General features: G+C 55.0%; 14 protein-coding genes. 5 read left to right on the forward strand and 9 right to left on the reverse strand.

Annotated elements, in window-relative coordinates; genetic code table 11:
- Positions 1-34: 34 nt before the first annotated feature.
- From GSQ93_RS31285 to GSQ93_RS31300, 4 genes are all read right to left on the reverse strand, one after another.
- Positions 35-1,363, reverse strand: coding sequence for a dicarboxylate/amino acid:cation symporter (locus tag GSQ93_RS31285; RefSeq protein WP_158939771.1), 1,329 nt, complete (start codon positions 1,361-1,363; stop codon positions 35-37).
- A 113-nt stretch (positions 1,364-1,476) separates the two neighbouring features.
- Positions 1,477-2,106 (reverse strand): 3-isopropylmalate dehydratase small subunit, encoded by a 630-nt coding sequence (gene leuD, locus GSQ93_RS31290; protein WP_158939772.1) that lies wholly within the window; start codon positions 2,104-2,106, stop codon positions 1,477-1,479.
- Positions 2,099-3,520, reverse strand: a complete 1,422-nt coding sequence (gene leuC / locus GSQ93_RS31295) for a 3-isopropylmalate dehydratase large subunit (protein ID WP_158939773.1) — start codon at positions 3,518-3,520, stop codon at positions 2,099-2,101. Before leuC ends, leuD begins: the two co-directional genes overlap by 8 nt.
- A gap of 5 nt (positions 3,521-3,525) precedes the next feature.
- Entirely contained in the window at positions 3,526-4,404 is an 879-nt protein-coding gene (locus GSQ93_RS31300) for an alpha/beta fold hydrolase (RefSeq protein WP_158939774.1), read from the reverse strand.
- A 94-nt stretch (positions 4,405-4,498) separates the two neighbouring features.
- On the opposite strand from GSQ93_RS31300, the gene GSQ93_RS31305 reads away from it, so the two are divergent.
- A complete protein-coding gene (locus GSQ93_RS31305; RefSeq protein WP_158939775.1) occupies positions 4,499-5,410 on the forward strand; it encodes a LysR family transcriptional regulator in 912 nt (303 codons plus the stop codon).
- A gap of 373 nt (positions 5,411-5,783) precedes the next feature.
- Here the strand turns inward: GSQ93_RS31305 and GSQ93_RS31310 are convergent, their stop codons facing one another.
- Positions 5,784-6,038 (reverse strand): hypothetical protein, encoded by a 255-nt coding sequence (locus tag GSQ93_RS31310; RefSeq protein ID WP_158939776.1) that lies wholly within the window; start codon positions 6,036-6,038, stop codon positions 5,784-5,786.
- 582 nt (positions 6,039-6,620) lie between these two features.
- Here GSQ93_RS31310 and GSQ93_RS31315 point away from each other — a divergent pair.
- The 3 genes from GSQ93_RS31315 to GSQ93_RS31325 all read left to right on the forward strand — a co-directional run bounded on the left by GSQ93_RS31315 (position 6,621) and on the right by GSQ93_RS31325 (position 9,331).
- Entirely contained in the window at positions 6,621-6,932 is a 312-nt protein-coding gene (locus GSQ93_RS31315) for a hypothetical protein (RefSeq protein ID WP_254074149.1), read from the forward strand.
- 201 nt (positions 6,933-7,133) lie between these two features.
- Entirely contained in the window at positions 7,134-7,487 is a 354-nt protein-coding gene (locus GSQ93_RS31320; protein ID WP_254074150.1) for a hypothetical protein, read from the forward strand.
- A 446-nt stretch (positions 7,488-7,933) separates the two neighbouring features.
- Positions 7,934-9,331, forward strand: coding sequence for a hypothetical protein (locus tag GSQ93_RS31325; RefSeq protein ID WP_158939778.1), 1,398 nt, complete (start codon positions 7,934-7,936; stop codon positions 9,329-9,331).
- Positions 9,332-9,525: 194 nt separating this feature from the next.
- Here GSQ93_RS31325 and GSQ93_RS31330 read toward each other — a convergent pair whose 3' ends face one another.
- The 3 genes from GSQ93_RS31330 to GSQ93_RS31340 form a co-directional block, all read right to left on the reverse strand.
- Complete coding sequence (locus GSQ93_RS31330) at positions 9,526-10,143, reverse strand: DUF2971 domain-containing protein (RefSeq protein WP_158939779.1); 618 nt, start codon at positions 10,141-10,143, stop codon at positions 9,526-9,528.
- A gap of 204 nt (positions 10,144-10,347) precedes the next feature.
- Positions 10,348-11,037 carry a nucleotidyltransferase domain-containing protein gene (locus tag GSQ93_RS31335; protein WP_158939780.1) on the reverse strand — a complete coding sequence of 230 codons (690 nt, stop codon included), beginning with the start codon at positions 11,035-11,037 and terminating at the stop codon, positions 10,348-10,350.
- Entirely contained in the window at positions 11,037-12,158 is a 1,122-nt protein-coding gene (locus tag GSQ93_RS31340) for a pentapeptide repeat-containing protein (protein ID WP_158939781.1), read from the reverse strand. Before GSQ93_RS31340 ends, GSQ93_RS31335 begins: the two co-directional genes overlap by 1 nt.
- A 639-nt stretch (positions 12,159-12,797) precedes the next feature.
- Here GSQ93_RS31340 and GSQ93_RS31345 point away from each other — a divergent pair.
- A complete protein-coding gene (locus GSQ93_RS31345) occupies positions 12,798-13,208 on the forward strand; it encodes a DUF2000 domain-containing protein (protein ID WP_158939782.1) in 411 nt (136 codons plus the stop codon).
- A 102-nt stretch (positions 13,209-13,310) separates the two neighbouring features.
- On the opposite strand, the gene GSQ93_RS31350 is transcribed toward GSQ93_RS31345, so the two are convergent.
- On the reverse strand, positions 13,311-13,964 hold the full coding sequence (locus GSQ93_RS31350; RefSeq protein WP_158939879.1) for a phosphorylase: 654 nt from the start codon (positions 13,962-13,964) through the stop codon (positions 13,311-13,313).
- Between the last annotated feature and the right edge of the window lie 76 nt (positions 13,965-14,040).

Consider the following 14,040-nt stretch of genomic DNA (forward strand, 5'->3'; position numbering starts at 1 on the left):
GCGATACGGCTGCCGTATCGCGAGTGCTTTAGCTTTATAAAGACCGCTCGGCCTTGCGTTGTTTCCATCGGCTAACCAGCGTCGAGCGTTCCTCTTCCACGTGTTGCGGCATCCCGAGCTGAGCGCGCAGCATCCCGCGATCCAGTTCCTTTTCCCACGACGCCACGACGATCGTCGCCACCCCGTTCCCCACAATATTCGTCAGCGCCCGGCATTCCGACATGAACCGGTCGATACCGAGGATCAGCACCATCGCGGTGACCGGCACGGTTGGCACGACTGACAAGCTCGCAGCCAGCGTGATGAATCCCGCACCGGTCACGCCTGTGGATCCCTTCGACGTCAGCATGGTCACCGCGAGCAGCGTCACCTCCTGCATCACGGTCATATGCGTGTTCGTGGCCTGGGCGAGAAACAGCACGGCGAGCGTCATGTAGATGTTGGTGCCGTCGAGGTTGAAGGAATACCCCGTCGGCACGACCAATCCCACAATTCCTCGCGAACATCCGAGCCGTTCAAGCTTCTCCATCAACTGCGGCAATGCGGCTTCCGATGTCGACGTACCCAGCACGATCAGCAACTCGTCTTTGATATACGCAAGAAAACGAAAAATGCTGAAACCACAGGCCTTCGCCACCATGCCCAGCCCGAAGGTCACGAACAAAAACGCGGTGAGATAGAACGTGCCGATGAGTTTCATCATCGGCAGCAGGGATTCAATGCCGTACTTGCCGATGGTGAATGCCATTGCACCGAACGCCCCGATTGGCGCGAGACTCGTGATCACGTGGACGATCTTGAAGAACGCCTTCGATAGCGCCTCGATCAAGCCGATCACCGGCTTTGCCGGTTCGCCCATCACGGCGAGCGCGGAGCCGAATAGCATCGCGATCAGCAGCACCGGCAGGATGTCGCCCTGCGTGAATGCGCCGACGAAGGTGTCAGGGATGATGTGCATGAAGAACCCGGCGAGCCCTTCGCCGTGCGTCGCTTGTGCGGCGTATCCGGATACCGCGCTGGCATCGAGCGTGGAGGGATCGACGTTGAAGCCCTTGCCGGGCTGAAGCACGTGCGCCGCCAGCAGGCCAATGGCGAGCGCTACCGTCGATACAACTTCGAAGTACAGCAGCGCCTTGCCACCGACGCGCCCGACCTTGCGCATGTCGTGCATGCTCGCAATCCCCGTCACGACCGTGCAGAAAATCACCGGGCTGATGATCATGCGAACGAGTTTGATGAAGGCATCGCCGAGGGGTTTCATCGCGATGCCATCGACGGGAAGGAAATGGCCTAGTAGCACGCCCGCGAAAATAGCGACGATCACCTGCACGTACAGAATCCGGTAGAACGGCTTGCGTTTCATGTCTCCTCCTTTTTTGGGCAAAACGTGTCCCTGCCGCGTTGGTTTCAGCTTTCGCTTTCGCCAGTGCGGCCGGATTCACGGTGTCTTACTGAGTGCGGCTGCGGCCGCGCGAACTACATCACGGCGGCCCAGGGATAGCGCTCGAAGTGGCGCTTTTCAAAGGCTTCTATGTCGGCGAGCGCGGTCAGCGTCAGGTCGATCGTGTCCATGCCTTCGATCACCATGCGCTTGTGCCGCGCGCCCAATGGGAACTTGAAGATCTGATTCTTAGTCGCTGAGTGAACCGTCTGCGCTTCCAGGTCGATGAGAATCTTCGAGCCCGGATCATCCGTCGATTCACTCAGCAAACCGTCCACCGCTTCACGATCGAGTTGCACGAGCAGCAGGCGATTGTTCATCGCGTTGGAGTAGAAGATTTCGGCGAAGCTGGGTGCAATCACGGCGTCGAAACCGTATTGCTGAAGTCCCCACACCGCATGTTCCCGGCTCGATCCACAACCGAAATTTGCACCGCCAATCAGAATGCGCGCGCCGTTATACGCAGGCTGGTTAAGCACGCAATCTGCGACCGGTTCGCCGTGTTCATCGAAACGCAGGTCGTAGAGCAAACCTTTGCTTAAACCCGCTTTATCGATGATGCGAAGGAACTGCTTCGGCATGATCTGATCGGTGTCGAGGTTTTCGATTGGCAACGGCACCGCGTTGCCTTCAATTTTCGTTAGCTTATTTGACACATCAGTCATGCTGCGTCTCCAGCGATCGGACGTCGGTGATCTTGCCGGTCAGCGCGGCGGCGGCGGCCATCGCGGGACTCATCAAATGCGTGCGGCCGCCGCGTCCTTGCCGGCCTTCGAAGTTGCGATTCGTCGTGGATGCACAGCGTTCGCCGGCTTCGAGAAAGTCATCGTTCATCGCGAGACACATCGAGCATCCCGGCTCGCGCCATTCGAAGCCGGCGGCTTTTAGAGTCTGAGCGATGCCTTCCGCTTCAGCCTGCCGACGCACCGAGCCAGAGCCCGGCACGACCATCGCGCGCACGCCTTGGGCAACTTTGCGCCCCCGCACAATCGACGCGACGATACGCAAATCCTCGATCCGCCCATTCGTGCACGAGCCGATAAACACACGGTCGATCGGCGTTCCCGCGATTGGTTGATTCGATTCAAGGCCGATGTAGTCGAGCGCACGACGCAATGCGGCAGCGGCTTCGGGCGTGGCTTGTGAGCGCGCATCGGGCACGAGGGCATCGACACGCATCGCCTGGTCGGGGCTCGTGCCCCACGTGACGAAGGGCGCGATGTCGCGTGCATCGAAGGTATATTCGGCGTCGAAGGTGGCATCGGCATCGGATTTTAGATCGCTCCAGTCGGCGAGCGCGGCTTGCCAGGCAGCTTCATCAAGCGATGTGGCATGCGCGCGGACATAGTCGAACGTCGTCTTGTCCGGCGCGATCAACGCCGCCCGCGCGCCCGCTTCCACGGTCATGTTGCACAAGGTCATGCGGGCTTCCGCCGAGAGCGACGCGATAGTCGTGCCCGTGAACTCCACGGCATAACCGCGTGCGCCTTGAGCGCCAATCTGACTGATGATCCAGATGATTACGTCCTTCGATGCCGTGCCATAAGGCAACGCGCCATCGATAGTGATACGCATGGTCTGCGCCACGCGATACACCAGCGTCTGCGTCGCGAGAACGTGCTCAACCTCTGACGTACCGATACCAAACCCCAGCGCACCCAACGCGCCGTAGGTGGTCGTGTGACTATCGCCGCAGAGCACCGCCATGCCGGGGCGGATCAACCCCAGTTCCGGCGCGATGATGTGTTCAATCCCCTGCAGCGGATCGTTCGCCGCGAACAGCCGGATGCCCGCCTTGTCGCAGTTGCGCGCGAGGTTTTCGGCTTGCAGCAGCGAAGCGGCATCGCGAATAATGCGCGGCGATTCTGCGTGCGTCGGAATGATGTGGCTCACGACTGCGAGTTGTTGCTTAGGACGACGCACCGGCCTGGATTTTTCAGCGAGCCCGCTGAACGCCTGCGGACTCGTGTACTCGTTCATCAAATGCAGATCGGCGTAGAGCAGCACGTTTTGATCGTCGATACGCGTAACCGTATGCGAGTCGACGAGTTTTTTATAAAAGGTAGTGTGGTTCGACATGATGCTCAACCCCGAAGAAACGGCAGCACACGCTCAAGCAGCAACTCGGGCGCCTCTTCCGGAATGTAGTGGCCGCAGGGCAGCGAGTGGCCGCTGACGTTATCGGAGAGATGCTTCCATTCGGCGATAGGATCGAAGCACTTTTCGATGACGCCTTCCGCGCCCCATAGCGCGAGAAAATCGCAGGTTATCTTCTGGCCCTTCGCCAACGAATCGCGGTCATGTTCCAGATCGATGGTGACGCTAGCGCGATAGTCCTCGCAGATGCCATGAGCGGTTCCCGGCTGTTGCAGGCAGCGCAGATATTCCGCGTACGCCTCGGGCGTGAAGGGCTTCAACCCCGCGCTGCGCGCGCCGATGGTCTGCTTCAAATACAGGTCGGCGTCCGCGCAAATCAGCGTCTCGGGGAACGGCGCGGGACGGACCAGGAAAAACCAGTGCCAATAAGCGCGAGCAAATTCGAACGAGGTTTTCTCGTACATCGCGAGCGTCGGCGCTACGTCGAGCGTGATCAGTTTGTTGACCACAGTCGGATGATCCAGCGCCATCCGCGCCGCTACTCGCCCACCGCGATCATGCGCGAGCACAGCGAACGATTCGTAACCCAGCGTGCGCATCAGGTCGACTTGATCCTGCGCCATACGACGCTTCGAATAGTTGCTGTGATCGGGCAAGCCTTCTGGTTTGTCGCTGTCGCCATAACCGCGCAGATCCGCCGCCACGACGGTGAAGTGTTTGGTCAGCTCAGACACGACCTTGTGCCAGATCGCGTGGGTTTGCGGGTGGCCATGCAGCAGCAGCAGCGCCGGGCCGTTTCCGCCTTGTATTGCCTTGATCCTGACGCCATCGACCGTTGCCGATACGTCCTTGAAGTCATCGAACATGATTGTCTCCCGCAGTTTTATGAAGTTTAATTGATGCATTTCCCGATACAGTTTCTATTCAGGCAATCCAGACTTAACTTCCAGGAACTAATCGATGGACGGTTTTTCGGACCTCAATCTGTTCACGCTGGTCGCGCGGCATCGCAATTTGGCGGCGGCTGCGCGTGATCTCGGCGTGACGCCGCCTTCCATCAGCAAGCGGCTCGCGCAACTCGAACGACGGCTCGGCGTGCGGCTTTTAAACCGCACCACACGGCGTGTCAGCCTCACGCCTGAGGGCGAGCTGTATCTGGCGAACGGTTCCCGCATCCTCGATGAACTCGCCGAACTGGAACAACTCGTCACGAAAAGCCGGGCGGAGCCGACGGGTTTGCTGCGCGTGAACGCATCGTTTGGATTTGGGCGCAGCCGGATTTCGCCGGCGGTATCGAAGTTCATCGAGCGATATCCGGCGATCAAGATTCAGCTTCATCTGTCGGACCGGCCGGTGAATTTGCAGGAGGAAGGGTTCGACTTGGGCATCCGTTTCGGCGATGTCCCCGACGCTCGCATCAACGCGCGTTTGCTGCTCAGGAACCGGCGGGTTGTGTGTGCATCGCCGGGATATGTGGAGAAACACGGGCTGCCCGCCACGCCGCACGACCTGACGCGGCACGCGTGCCTCGTGCTGCGCGAGAACGAATCAGCGTATGGCGCGTGGCATTTCACGCGCGGCAAAAAGATGGAGACCGTCAAGGTCGATGGGCCGCTCAGCAGCAATGACGGCACCGCGGTGCTGCAATGGGCGCTGGATGGACGCGGCATTGCCGTGCGCTCGCAATGGGAAACGGAGGCGCTGGTGCGCGACGGGAAGCTCGTGGTACTGCTGAACGACTGGGCGCTGCCGAACGCGGATATCCACGCGATCTATTTAGAGCGGCATCAATTGTCCGCGAAGTTGCGGACGTTCGTGGAGTTCTTGGGGGAAGAGTTAAGGGCTACGGCGGGGCAGACAAGCGATGCTTAATATCGGTGGGTTGAGCGTGCTCGTGTCCGGGTACAACGACGCAAGTAAGCGGAGCAGACAGACCGATTGGCCGACGTCGGGCAAGGCATGCGTTACGGACTACGAGCCACTTCTTTCCGCCGGATGCATGATGTTTTCCTAAGTAACGAGACGCTCATCTATCTTTCATCGCGGCAAATGGTTTATTCGATGCGGCTTGTGATTGGCAGAAAAAAGCAGCGTTTAATTAAATCATTTTAATGTGATTATTTGTATCGCCAATGAGCAAATGCCCATATTTAACGCGCCCGTTTTTGACGGGCGTGTTTTATCTATACCGATACGGTTTGTTTCAAAGCGGCTTGGCTTTGACTTTCGGTTTGGAAGGCCGGATTTACGCGGCCTGATCGAAAGACTGCTGCATTACTCGATGTTGCGGCGCATGCCGACGTTCGTCTATTTCCGCCATGCCATACGCAAGGGCAAACTTACGGGCATCGACAGGACACGGGAAATGGCCCAGCACGCCCGTCGCGCGCTGCACGCCATCAACCTCCCTGACGATCAGCATGGCTGCGTACAAGCCATCGTCGTACGCGGCCAGCGGAATCAAGACGACATTCTCGTAAGCGATCTCAGCGTATTGCATGACTGAATCCCCCAAGTTGACGACTCTCTACTCTCTCAGCGCACCAGTTGGTCTGGCACGACATTGTGTTTAGGCATTATCAATAAACAAAAAACAAGAATCAACCGGATTTTCCCTGTTGAGGGTTTATACGTGGAATTAGCCCGGCATTATGTGGCGGGTACTTCATTTATTGAGTGCATTTGGTGCACGCAACAGATAGAAGAGACGCTTATACAAACAGAGTATGTCAATTTGATGAGATACGTGGGACAACGCATGGATGCACAGTGGTTGTGCGGTTAATGCTTCTGGTGGCGAAGGGTGATTGCGGGGTTGGCTGTTGTTGCGGTTGCTGAACTTGGCTGCAGGTTGCCGCGAGACGGCGGCGGCTGGCCGAGTGATTCCCGTCCCGGTCGCTTCGATGACACGCGGCCGGCAGGGAGATTCTGCAATGCCTTTTTCCCTTCGCGTATTCTGACGCTTAGGTTTGCTTGGCGAATGTGACTACGTTTTGGGGCGCTTTAGTCTCGATGTCAGGCACGTGATATGCGCGCAATCCTTACACCGACAGCAATGTCCTAATGACCTATGGGGGAGCTTGTGAAACTTGATCCGACTGCATGGTTTCCGTTGAGCGATTTCACACCGGTGCGCGACGGATGGTACGAGGTGCAACTCGCGAGCGGCGAAACGGCATTCGCGAAGTTTGGTACGGACGGATGGACCGAAAAACCGATGCTCGTCTTCACTCACTGGCGCGGCCTTTCCGGCGATCCGAGTAAGGTTGATGGGGCGGAGAGTATTGAAGCTGAAGTGACGGCGGCGGAAGGGGTTAGAGCCGTCTGGGATACGTTCTTCCCCGGGTCAGGAGCGGAGCAGCATAAGCCGTTGGATGCGGGGCATGGGAAGTAGGGGTGGTTTGATTTGGTGACCCGGTGAGGGTGGATAGACTGGCGAGCGTGGGTGGCTCGCCAGTTTTTTTGTTTTTGGGGATGGTTGTGGTGGTTCGCAGCTTTCTCGCTGATGTTGGGTCCGCGTCTTCGAGAGATACGGCTTCCCGTTGTGTGACAATCAAAGTTCCTGATCCATCCAACTACGGCACGGCGGAAGAACATGAACATCAACAAGAAAGTGACGTATCTGGTCAGCATATTTATCGGTACTCCGACACAGCAGCACGCTCAGATCAAAGACATCGCAGCGCAAGTGTCAGGTGACGATTATGAGTTCTTGCACTTGCATCAAATGGGCGCGTTCCTGGTGTTGAACACGGATCGCAATGCCAAGGAATTGGCCGGTTCGTTTTCGCGTGCGACGGCGGCAGACGATCGGGTGTTCATCTGCGAAATGGGCCAGGACTGGCATACCCAAGGGTTGAACAAAGCGATGTTCTGGTTGCAGAATCATCTGGCGACGAAGAACCAAACGCCGGCGACTAAGAAAGGGAATCCGTTTGGGGATGCGTGATTGCGTGTGAGTTAAGTGTTGGGACGACCCGTGGCCGACAGCTTGCAATTGGCGGTGGTTGCCCGCGCGGCAGTAGTACGGATTTTCCGTCGAACGAGGGTTCTTTGGTCATTGCGGTTGTTCCTGGCTGCAATGCGATGGCGACGAATTTCCACTTCTGAATGATTCGGCGTCAGGGCCGCTGTCGGGATGAAGATACGATGAATAAACAAGGACTCTTGAATGGCTGATCGTTGAGTTTTTGGAACCGTCTGTGAACGACGTACTCACCTGAGGAAATTGTTGGAGACATGTTCTTCTTTTGCTAGCGGATATAAACGATCCTCAAGCTGCGTAAAATCGGCCATTTATCACCACGAAAACTGATCTTGGCTGGACGAGTGACGCTCAGGTAAAAAGGCACTATCACGGCTCTTTGCACATCGTCACAGGAAAATAGAACTGTTATGACATCACCCGCATCGATAGACATTCCTAAGCCGTTGGATTGGCAGCATTTTGAACGGCTCGCAAGGGCAGTATTCAGTGAGGCCAAACATGCCGGGTTTGCCCGGTTTGGTCGCGAAGGCCAGCGCCAAAGTGGCATCGATGTGATTGGCCATCTCTCAGACGGGACTCTAGTAGCCGTTCAGTGCAAGGGGCGCACGTCCTCACTAGGCAAACGCCTAACGGAAAAGAATATCGATGACGCGATAGCAGAGGCGGAAACATATAGCGGAAAATTGGATGAGTTTTTCATTGTTACAACCGCCAACGACGAGGTCGCCCTCCAACAGTATGTCATTCAGTTAAGCAGCGCTCGGCAAGCAGCCGGAGAATTTAGTGTGTCGCTGTGGGGATGGCAGTCTATGTCTGATCAAATTAGAAGTTGCCCTGGAGTGCTACGCACCTTTTACGGCGAATGGTGGACGAGACCTTCGTTCAAGTTCGTTGCATCTTTGATTGCGATCGCGGTAATGCTTGGTTCGGTCGGCCTTGTCGGTTCTCAGCGGATCGGACAATTGTTCGCTTTGAAGGATGCAAGTCGGCGTACGACAGTAAAGGGAGTGCAAGCGGTTGTTGCCACTTTGGAGGAACTGCAGGATGCATACGGCGCTTGTATTTCGTCGATGAACGGCAAAGCGTTCGTGTTCTCGCGACGTCTACGCGAGACGTGCGCAAAACCGGTAGAAGCCCCTCTCAAGCGTTTACAGCAGCAACAAGATGAACTTGCCGGCATTATGAATGTAGAGGCATTCAACGAGGTCGTCGCGGCGAATAGCTATTTAGACGGTGATTTCCGTCAACTCCTCATTGCAGTTGAGATGGCGGAGTTCTTCGAAAGTCGCGCTGTGGAGGTCGCAAGAAATGAGTGCCCGAATTCGAAATATAGAATTCCCGCCTCACAAGGTAAAGACGATGGATTCCGAACATCCGGAAAGGATGCCCTTTCCGCACAGATGTCTCGGTACTTTGAGATACGGGATTTTGTCCTTCCGGCAATCACATCGCTGAAAGCTCGCCTTGCGGTCGCTGCACGGATGCAGAGTGGTCAAGATATACCCAGCGACTTGGTGCAGCGCGCAAATTCACTGACGGACCTTCTCAACCAAGAACGCACCTATATCTATAAAGCACCCGCCTCTCCTTTCGCCATAGCTCGCGTGAAAGAAAGGAGCTCACGAGATATCACCGTCACAGGTCCTGCTCTTGATCCTGTGGATGAGCTAGTCTGGCAACAGACCGCTCTAGAGGCAACGTTTGAAGGACTTCGGGGGCACAGTGCCGATATCGAGTATCTAATTTCCTGTGGATTTTTGAAGCCGGGCGCAAAGGCTCTCGAGGCAGTTAGCGAAAGGCGTTAGTCCTCCTGAGTCCATCCCATGCGTAGCCGTGCAAATACTGGCCATAAGGCATCGCCGCGAAGTAGTCATGGAGTTCGGCAAAGCATCGGGCGAAGGTTTCCTGGTGGGACGCATTGCTTTCAAAAATCGGGTTTCGGGGGTGAATGAATTATCCTCATTGATTTTGGGGCAGACGCATCCCATGCAATGCTCGATCACACATCGTGACCAGACTTGCCCGTCAGAACTACGGGCTGCATTTTTTGCGTTATAACCTTGAAATCGTTGAATGCTAGCCGTGCCTTTCGAATTTGGATGTCGTGCCCAATTTTGCCAATCCACGATACGACCTCCTGCTGGGACGTCTCGCATCGGACCCCGATGATGACTTCTCGAAGCATCAAGGTCTTTCCAAAACTTGCGTAGTAGTGACCGTCTGTTTCCTTGTCTTTCAAGTCTGCCATCACTCGGTATTCGCCTTCGTAACGCCATGCTTCGAACTTCGTCAGAAGCATGGCCTTGACAATTTCCGGCGTAAGTCCAGCGTTAAATTTCGACAGATCAACATCGAAGGTGAGGCGCTTTGGCTCATAGCTTATTTGCATGGCGAGTTCATTGGGTATGTCGAACCCGAGGCACATACCGTAGTGCTTGTGCCCGTAGTGTGCCCACATGACCGGATTTTCCCAGTTTGTCGAAAAGCAGATGACCCCGCGCTGCCCTGCCAGATGGTCGCGCAGGATGTTGGCGACCCTGCGGTGATTCTTAGTCGGCAGGACGTGAGGCAGTAATTCGAACGGGTCATTCAGTTCGCCAAACAACGAAATTTTCACGCGTCGTTCCTCGATGACTTTTTTCGCCCACCGCTCTGCTGTCAGATAGTAAAGTCGCATGTTTCAGTAAGCAAAGAAGTCAGCGCATAGGCCGACGAGGAAAACGCTTCGACGGATCAGCCGCTTTCCGCGATCGGCCGCAACCTACTATTGCAGATTAATTTCAAACAAGTGTCGCTCGTAACTTATCCATCATGCAAGCTCTTAATTATAGAAATCTTCAGCGGTACTCTGCAGCATAGTTAAAGTTTTGTCGCCCATGACATTTTCCGATTGCGCAAATAGTTGCGCGTAGTCATGTAACGACAGACTACCTTTCGGGAGCGGTCGTTTATGGCCGAATTCGCCAACAAAGAGTTCCAGCTCCCTGACGGACTCCTCTCGAGGTCCAATATCATTTTTGCCGTTTATGAGCGGGAAAGACAAACTCGATCCAGAAAAATCAGCGAGACCTCGTGCGGAGAATATAGGAAATCGTTTATTTGCGGCTTTCGCGATCAAAATCGTCCGAACACACCATGCTGTACGGCGATTTAAAAAAGAAAAATTGTTACTCACTTGCGATTGATCAATCAGCATCCACGCTATGTCAGAGGCGAATTTAATTTCAGCATCGTAATTCGATCTGAAATTAAAGGCATCCTTAAGTTCATTCATATATTCGCGCGGATCGTAGAGCGTTTGAGATTCACTCACGATGTGTAGCATGAACAGATCGCCTTGCTCGGCTCTTTCAACAGCCAGCTGGCGTGGGTAACTAGCAATGTTGGTATTGCCGTGGACAATCATGCGATATTGCGCGTCGTCCGATATCGAAAACAAATCAATATCAGAACCTTCTACCTCGTCCTGTCTGGCACGACTGCCGTACAAAGCCAAAGATAAAATTGACATTACCGTACTCGACTTATGCGATTTATAATCGTTGGAACAAAGATCGCATACCACCAAAGGCCCAAAAAAGCGTTTGCTGCATATGAAATTTGCTCGAAAAAACATATGCTGCTTGTGGCGTGTTTTGTATAGCCGAACAACAATGTGACATCAAATGACTTCATTGCAGCGATTTTAAATGATGGCGTTATTCCAAAAAAGTGGTACCACGCGGTAAACACGACGCCTATGAAAAATCCGACCAGCGCCGGACGTGCCACACTTGCGCCCCAATTATTCACCGCACCGGAAATCCTTAAGAATATCGATTCGGCGTAAAAAATAGGCAGCGCAGGAATGTTGCTCCAAAGTTTGGTTTTATTTTTAATGTTATATTTACAATTCGAAAGTTTGGATCCAACAATCTGTCTAAGATACGCTTCTACTGATTTATAGTACGTGCTGTCGTCACTACTACGCTCGTTATTGGATAAAATCAGTCTCGCAACTTTTGTTTTTGTTTCCTCAAGGCGCATTGATTGATACGGCGCATCTTTATTATTTTGCGCGAGAATTCCGGGTTCGAGATTCGTCCACGCGGCAGCTATAAAATCCAAAGGATTGCTCAAAGTAGTGTCAAAAAATTTCGTCTCCGTACCCGATATGCCAATGCAATCCCAAGCACAACCGATGAACTGACTTTGTTCAAAAGTGCATACGGATAGAGAGCATTTTTTGAAACTGCAATTTGAAAATTTCGCATTTTTCCAGTTGCAAGACCCAAAATCACAACCAACAAAAGTGCAGTTTTTAAAAATAATGTTGAAAAAATTTCCCTCAAAATCGCAGTTTCTGAAGGTGAAGCTAGCGACCGGCCATCTCGTTTGCGACCTTTTCCTCATTCTCGCTTCGAGTTCCTGTGAGCGGCACAAGAGGTCTTCAATGCTTGTCTTACCTGAGACATCCCAATCGTGAATACCTACTGGCGGAGCCTTCGTCGGATCGAAAATAGGCTCCCAATAGTTTTTCGACCTTTTGCCACGAACGCGCAATGGAACCTCTGGTTCGATGGTGACCGAGGCAGTTGGCTGCATGGGGTAGGTGGATAACTGCGACGGGCCAGCAGGTGTATGGTCGTTCATCTTTTGGGCGCAGGGCGGCTCTTTTAGAAAATAAGGAAGTCAGAGAGAGACAGCTCCATTTTAGCGTGCGTCAACCCTTATCACGATGGATTGTTCGAGCGGTTTACTTCACCCCCACTATGGCGTGCAGGTAAACATGCGAGGAGTCGTTGCAACCCGATCGATGGGTCGACAGCTAACTACACACAATTGCAGCCCATTGCGGCTTCAGCAGCGGCGAATTACGGGCTGACATTCGAAATATCGCCGTCGCTTGAATGATTGGTTGAGGGACCGATTGGAGGCGCCTCCAACTCAGAGCGGTCGCTCGTTGGAGAATTTGTAGCTTGGACCGGATTGGCCGAAGGGGGGCGGAAGTTTGAAGCAACAAAGTCGACCGTCGGTTCAGGTCGACTTCCACCGATCATGGCAGGCCACGGGCCACCTATGCGTGGAGTAAACCATAGCCTATCGAATTCGCGCTCCCAAGCCCGCCTTGGGGCGTGGTCCCTCAGCCGAACGTCATTCAGCCAAACCGCGTGCTGACGGCGTCAAATATTCACTTCATCGAAGCACATTCGTTTCTGACACGGCGTCACCCATCCCGACCATTACCTTGGTTACCATCCTAAAGTGACCACCCCTTAAAGCCTCCACCCCATGGAATACGATACCAAAGTAGCGATCATCATCCTCGACGACCTTGCCGTCTGGCAGAAACTCAACGTAACCGCCTTCCTCGCAACCGGCATAGCGCACGCGGCCCCTGACGCAATGGGCGAACCCTACATCGACGCCGCCGGCAGAACCCACGCCCCCCTCCTCGGCCAGCCCATCATGATTCACCAAGCCAACACCCCCAACCTCCTCCGCGCCTTCCGCCAAGCAATCGAACGAGAACTAACCCGCGCCGTCTACGTCCGCGCGATGTTTTCCACTGGCCACGATGAAGCCAATCGGGAGGTGTTTTTAAAGGAGCCGGCTGATGCGCCCGATCTGGTCGGACTGGCCGTAAGAGGACCGAAGAAAGCAGTCGATAAAGCCATCAAAGGCTTATCACTGCATGGTTGATTGAAACCAGTTTGAAACAACATCGAATTGCGGTCGCACGCCAAACCACCGACCGCCATTCCCTACTCAGCCGCGCAACGGCCAAGCCAAAAACCAAAAACCCTAAACCGCCAACGCCCCCGCCACCCCCATCGCATGCCGCGCCTGGACCAACGAAGTCTTTGCCGCCCGCGCATCCCCCGCGACCTTCAACAGCGCGCCAAGCTGCGAAGGCTCCTTCAACAACTCGCGCAGAATCGGCAGAATCGTCGTGGTCCCATCGTCCCGTAACCCGGCCGTCGCAGCACTCGGCAAACTCCGCCAAGCCGGATCAACAATTGCCCGGCAAATCGCAAACGGCAATCCCCGCGCCGTGGCAATCGCCCCGGCAATATGCGATTCCATATCCACCGCCAACGCCCCAGTAGCCCGATAAAGCGAGCTCTTTTGCTGCTCGCCGGCCAAAGGCGCAGCCACACCGGCCATCGTCCCTCGAACCGCCTTCGCCTCCAGCGGCGTCCCGGCAAAAGCCGCAAACAACCGCGCAGACCATTCCGGATCGGTATCGAGCACGCCGAACGGCCCCGACACAGAGCTAGCGATAATCAACGTCCCCGGCTCCAACTCCGGCGAAAGCCCGCCAGCCGTCCCGAAGCTGATAATCCCGGAACACCCCCGCGCCAACGCTTCACTTAACGCACGCTCAAGCAAATCCGACCGCGCCGCAAACACCGACTCCACCCCAGGCCCACGCGCGATACGCGCTTCAAACGCCATCCCCGTCACAGCAATCACGGGCAGACGGGCATCTTCGGAGCCAGAGGAGCCGGAGCCGGAATTCAAGCCAAAGCCA

Origin of the sequence: Burkholderia sp. S171 (assembly GCF_009766085.1) — a bacterium.
Lineage (GTDB): Bacteria > Pseudomonadota > Gammaproteobacteria > Burkholderiales > Burkholderiaceae > Caballeronia.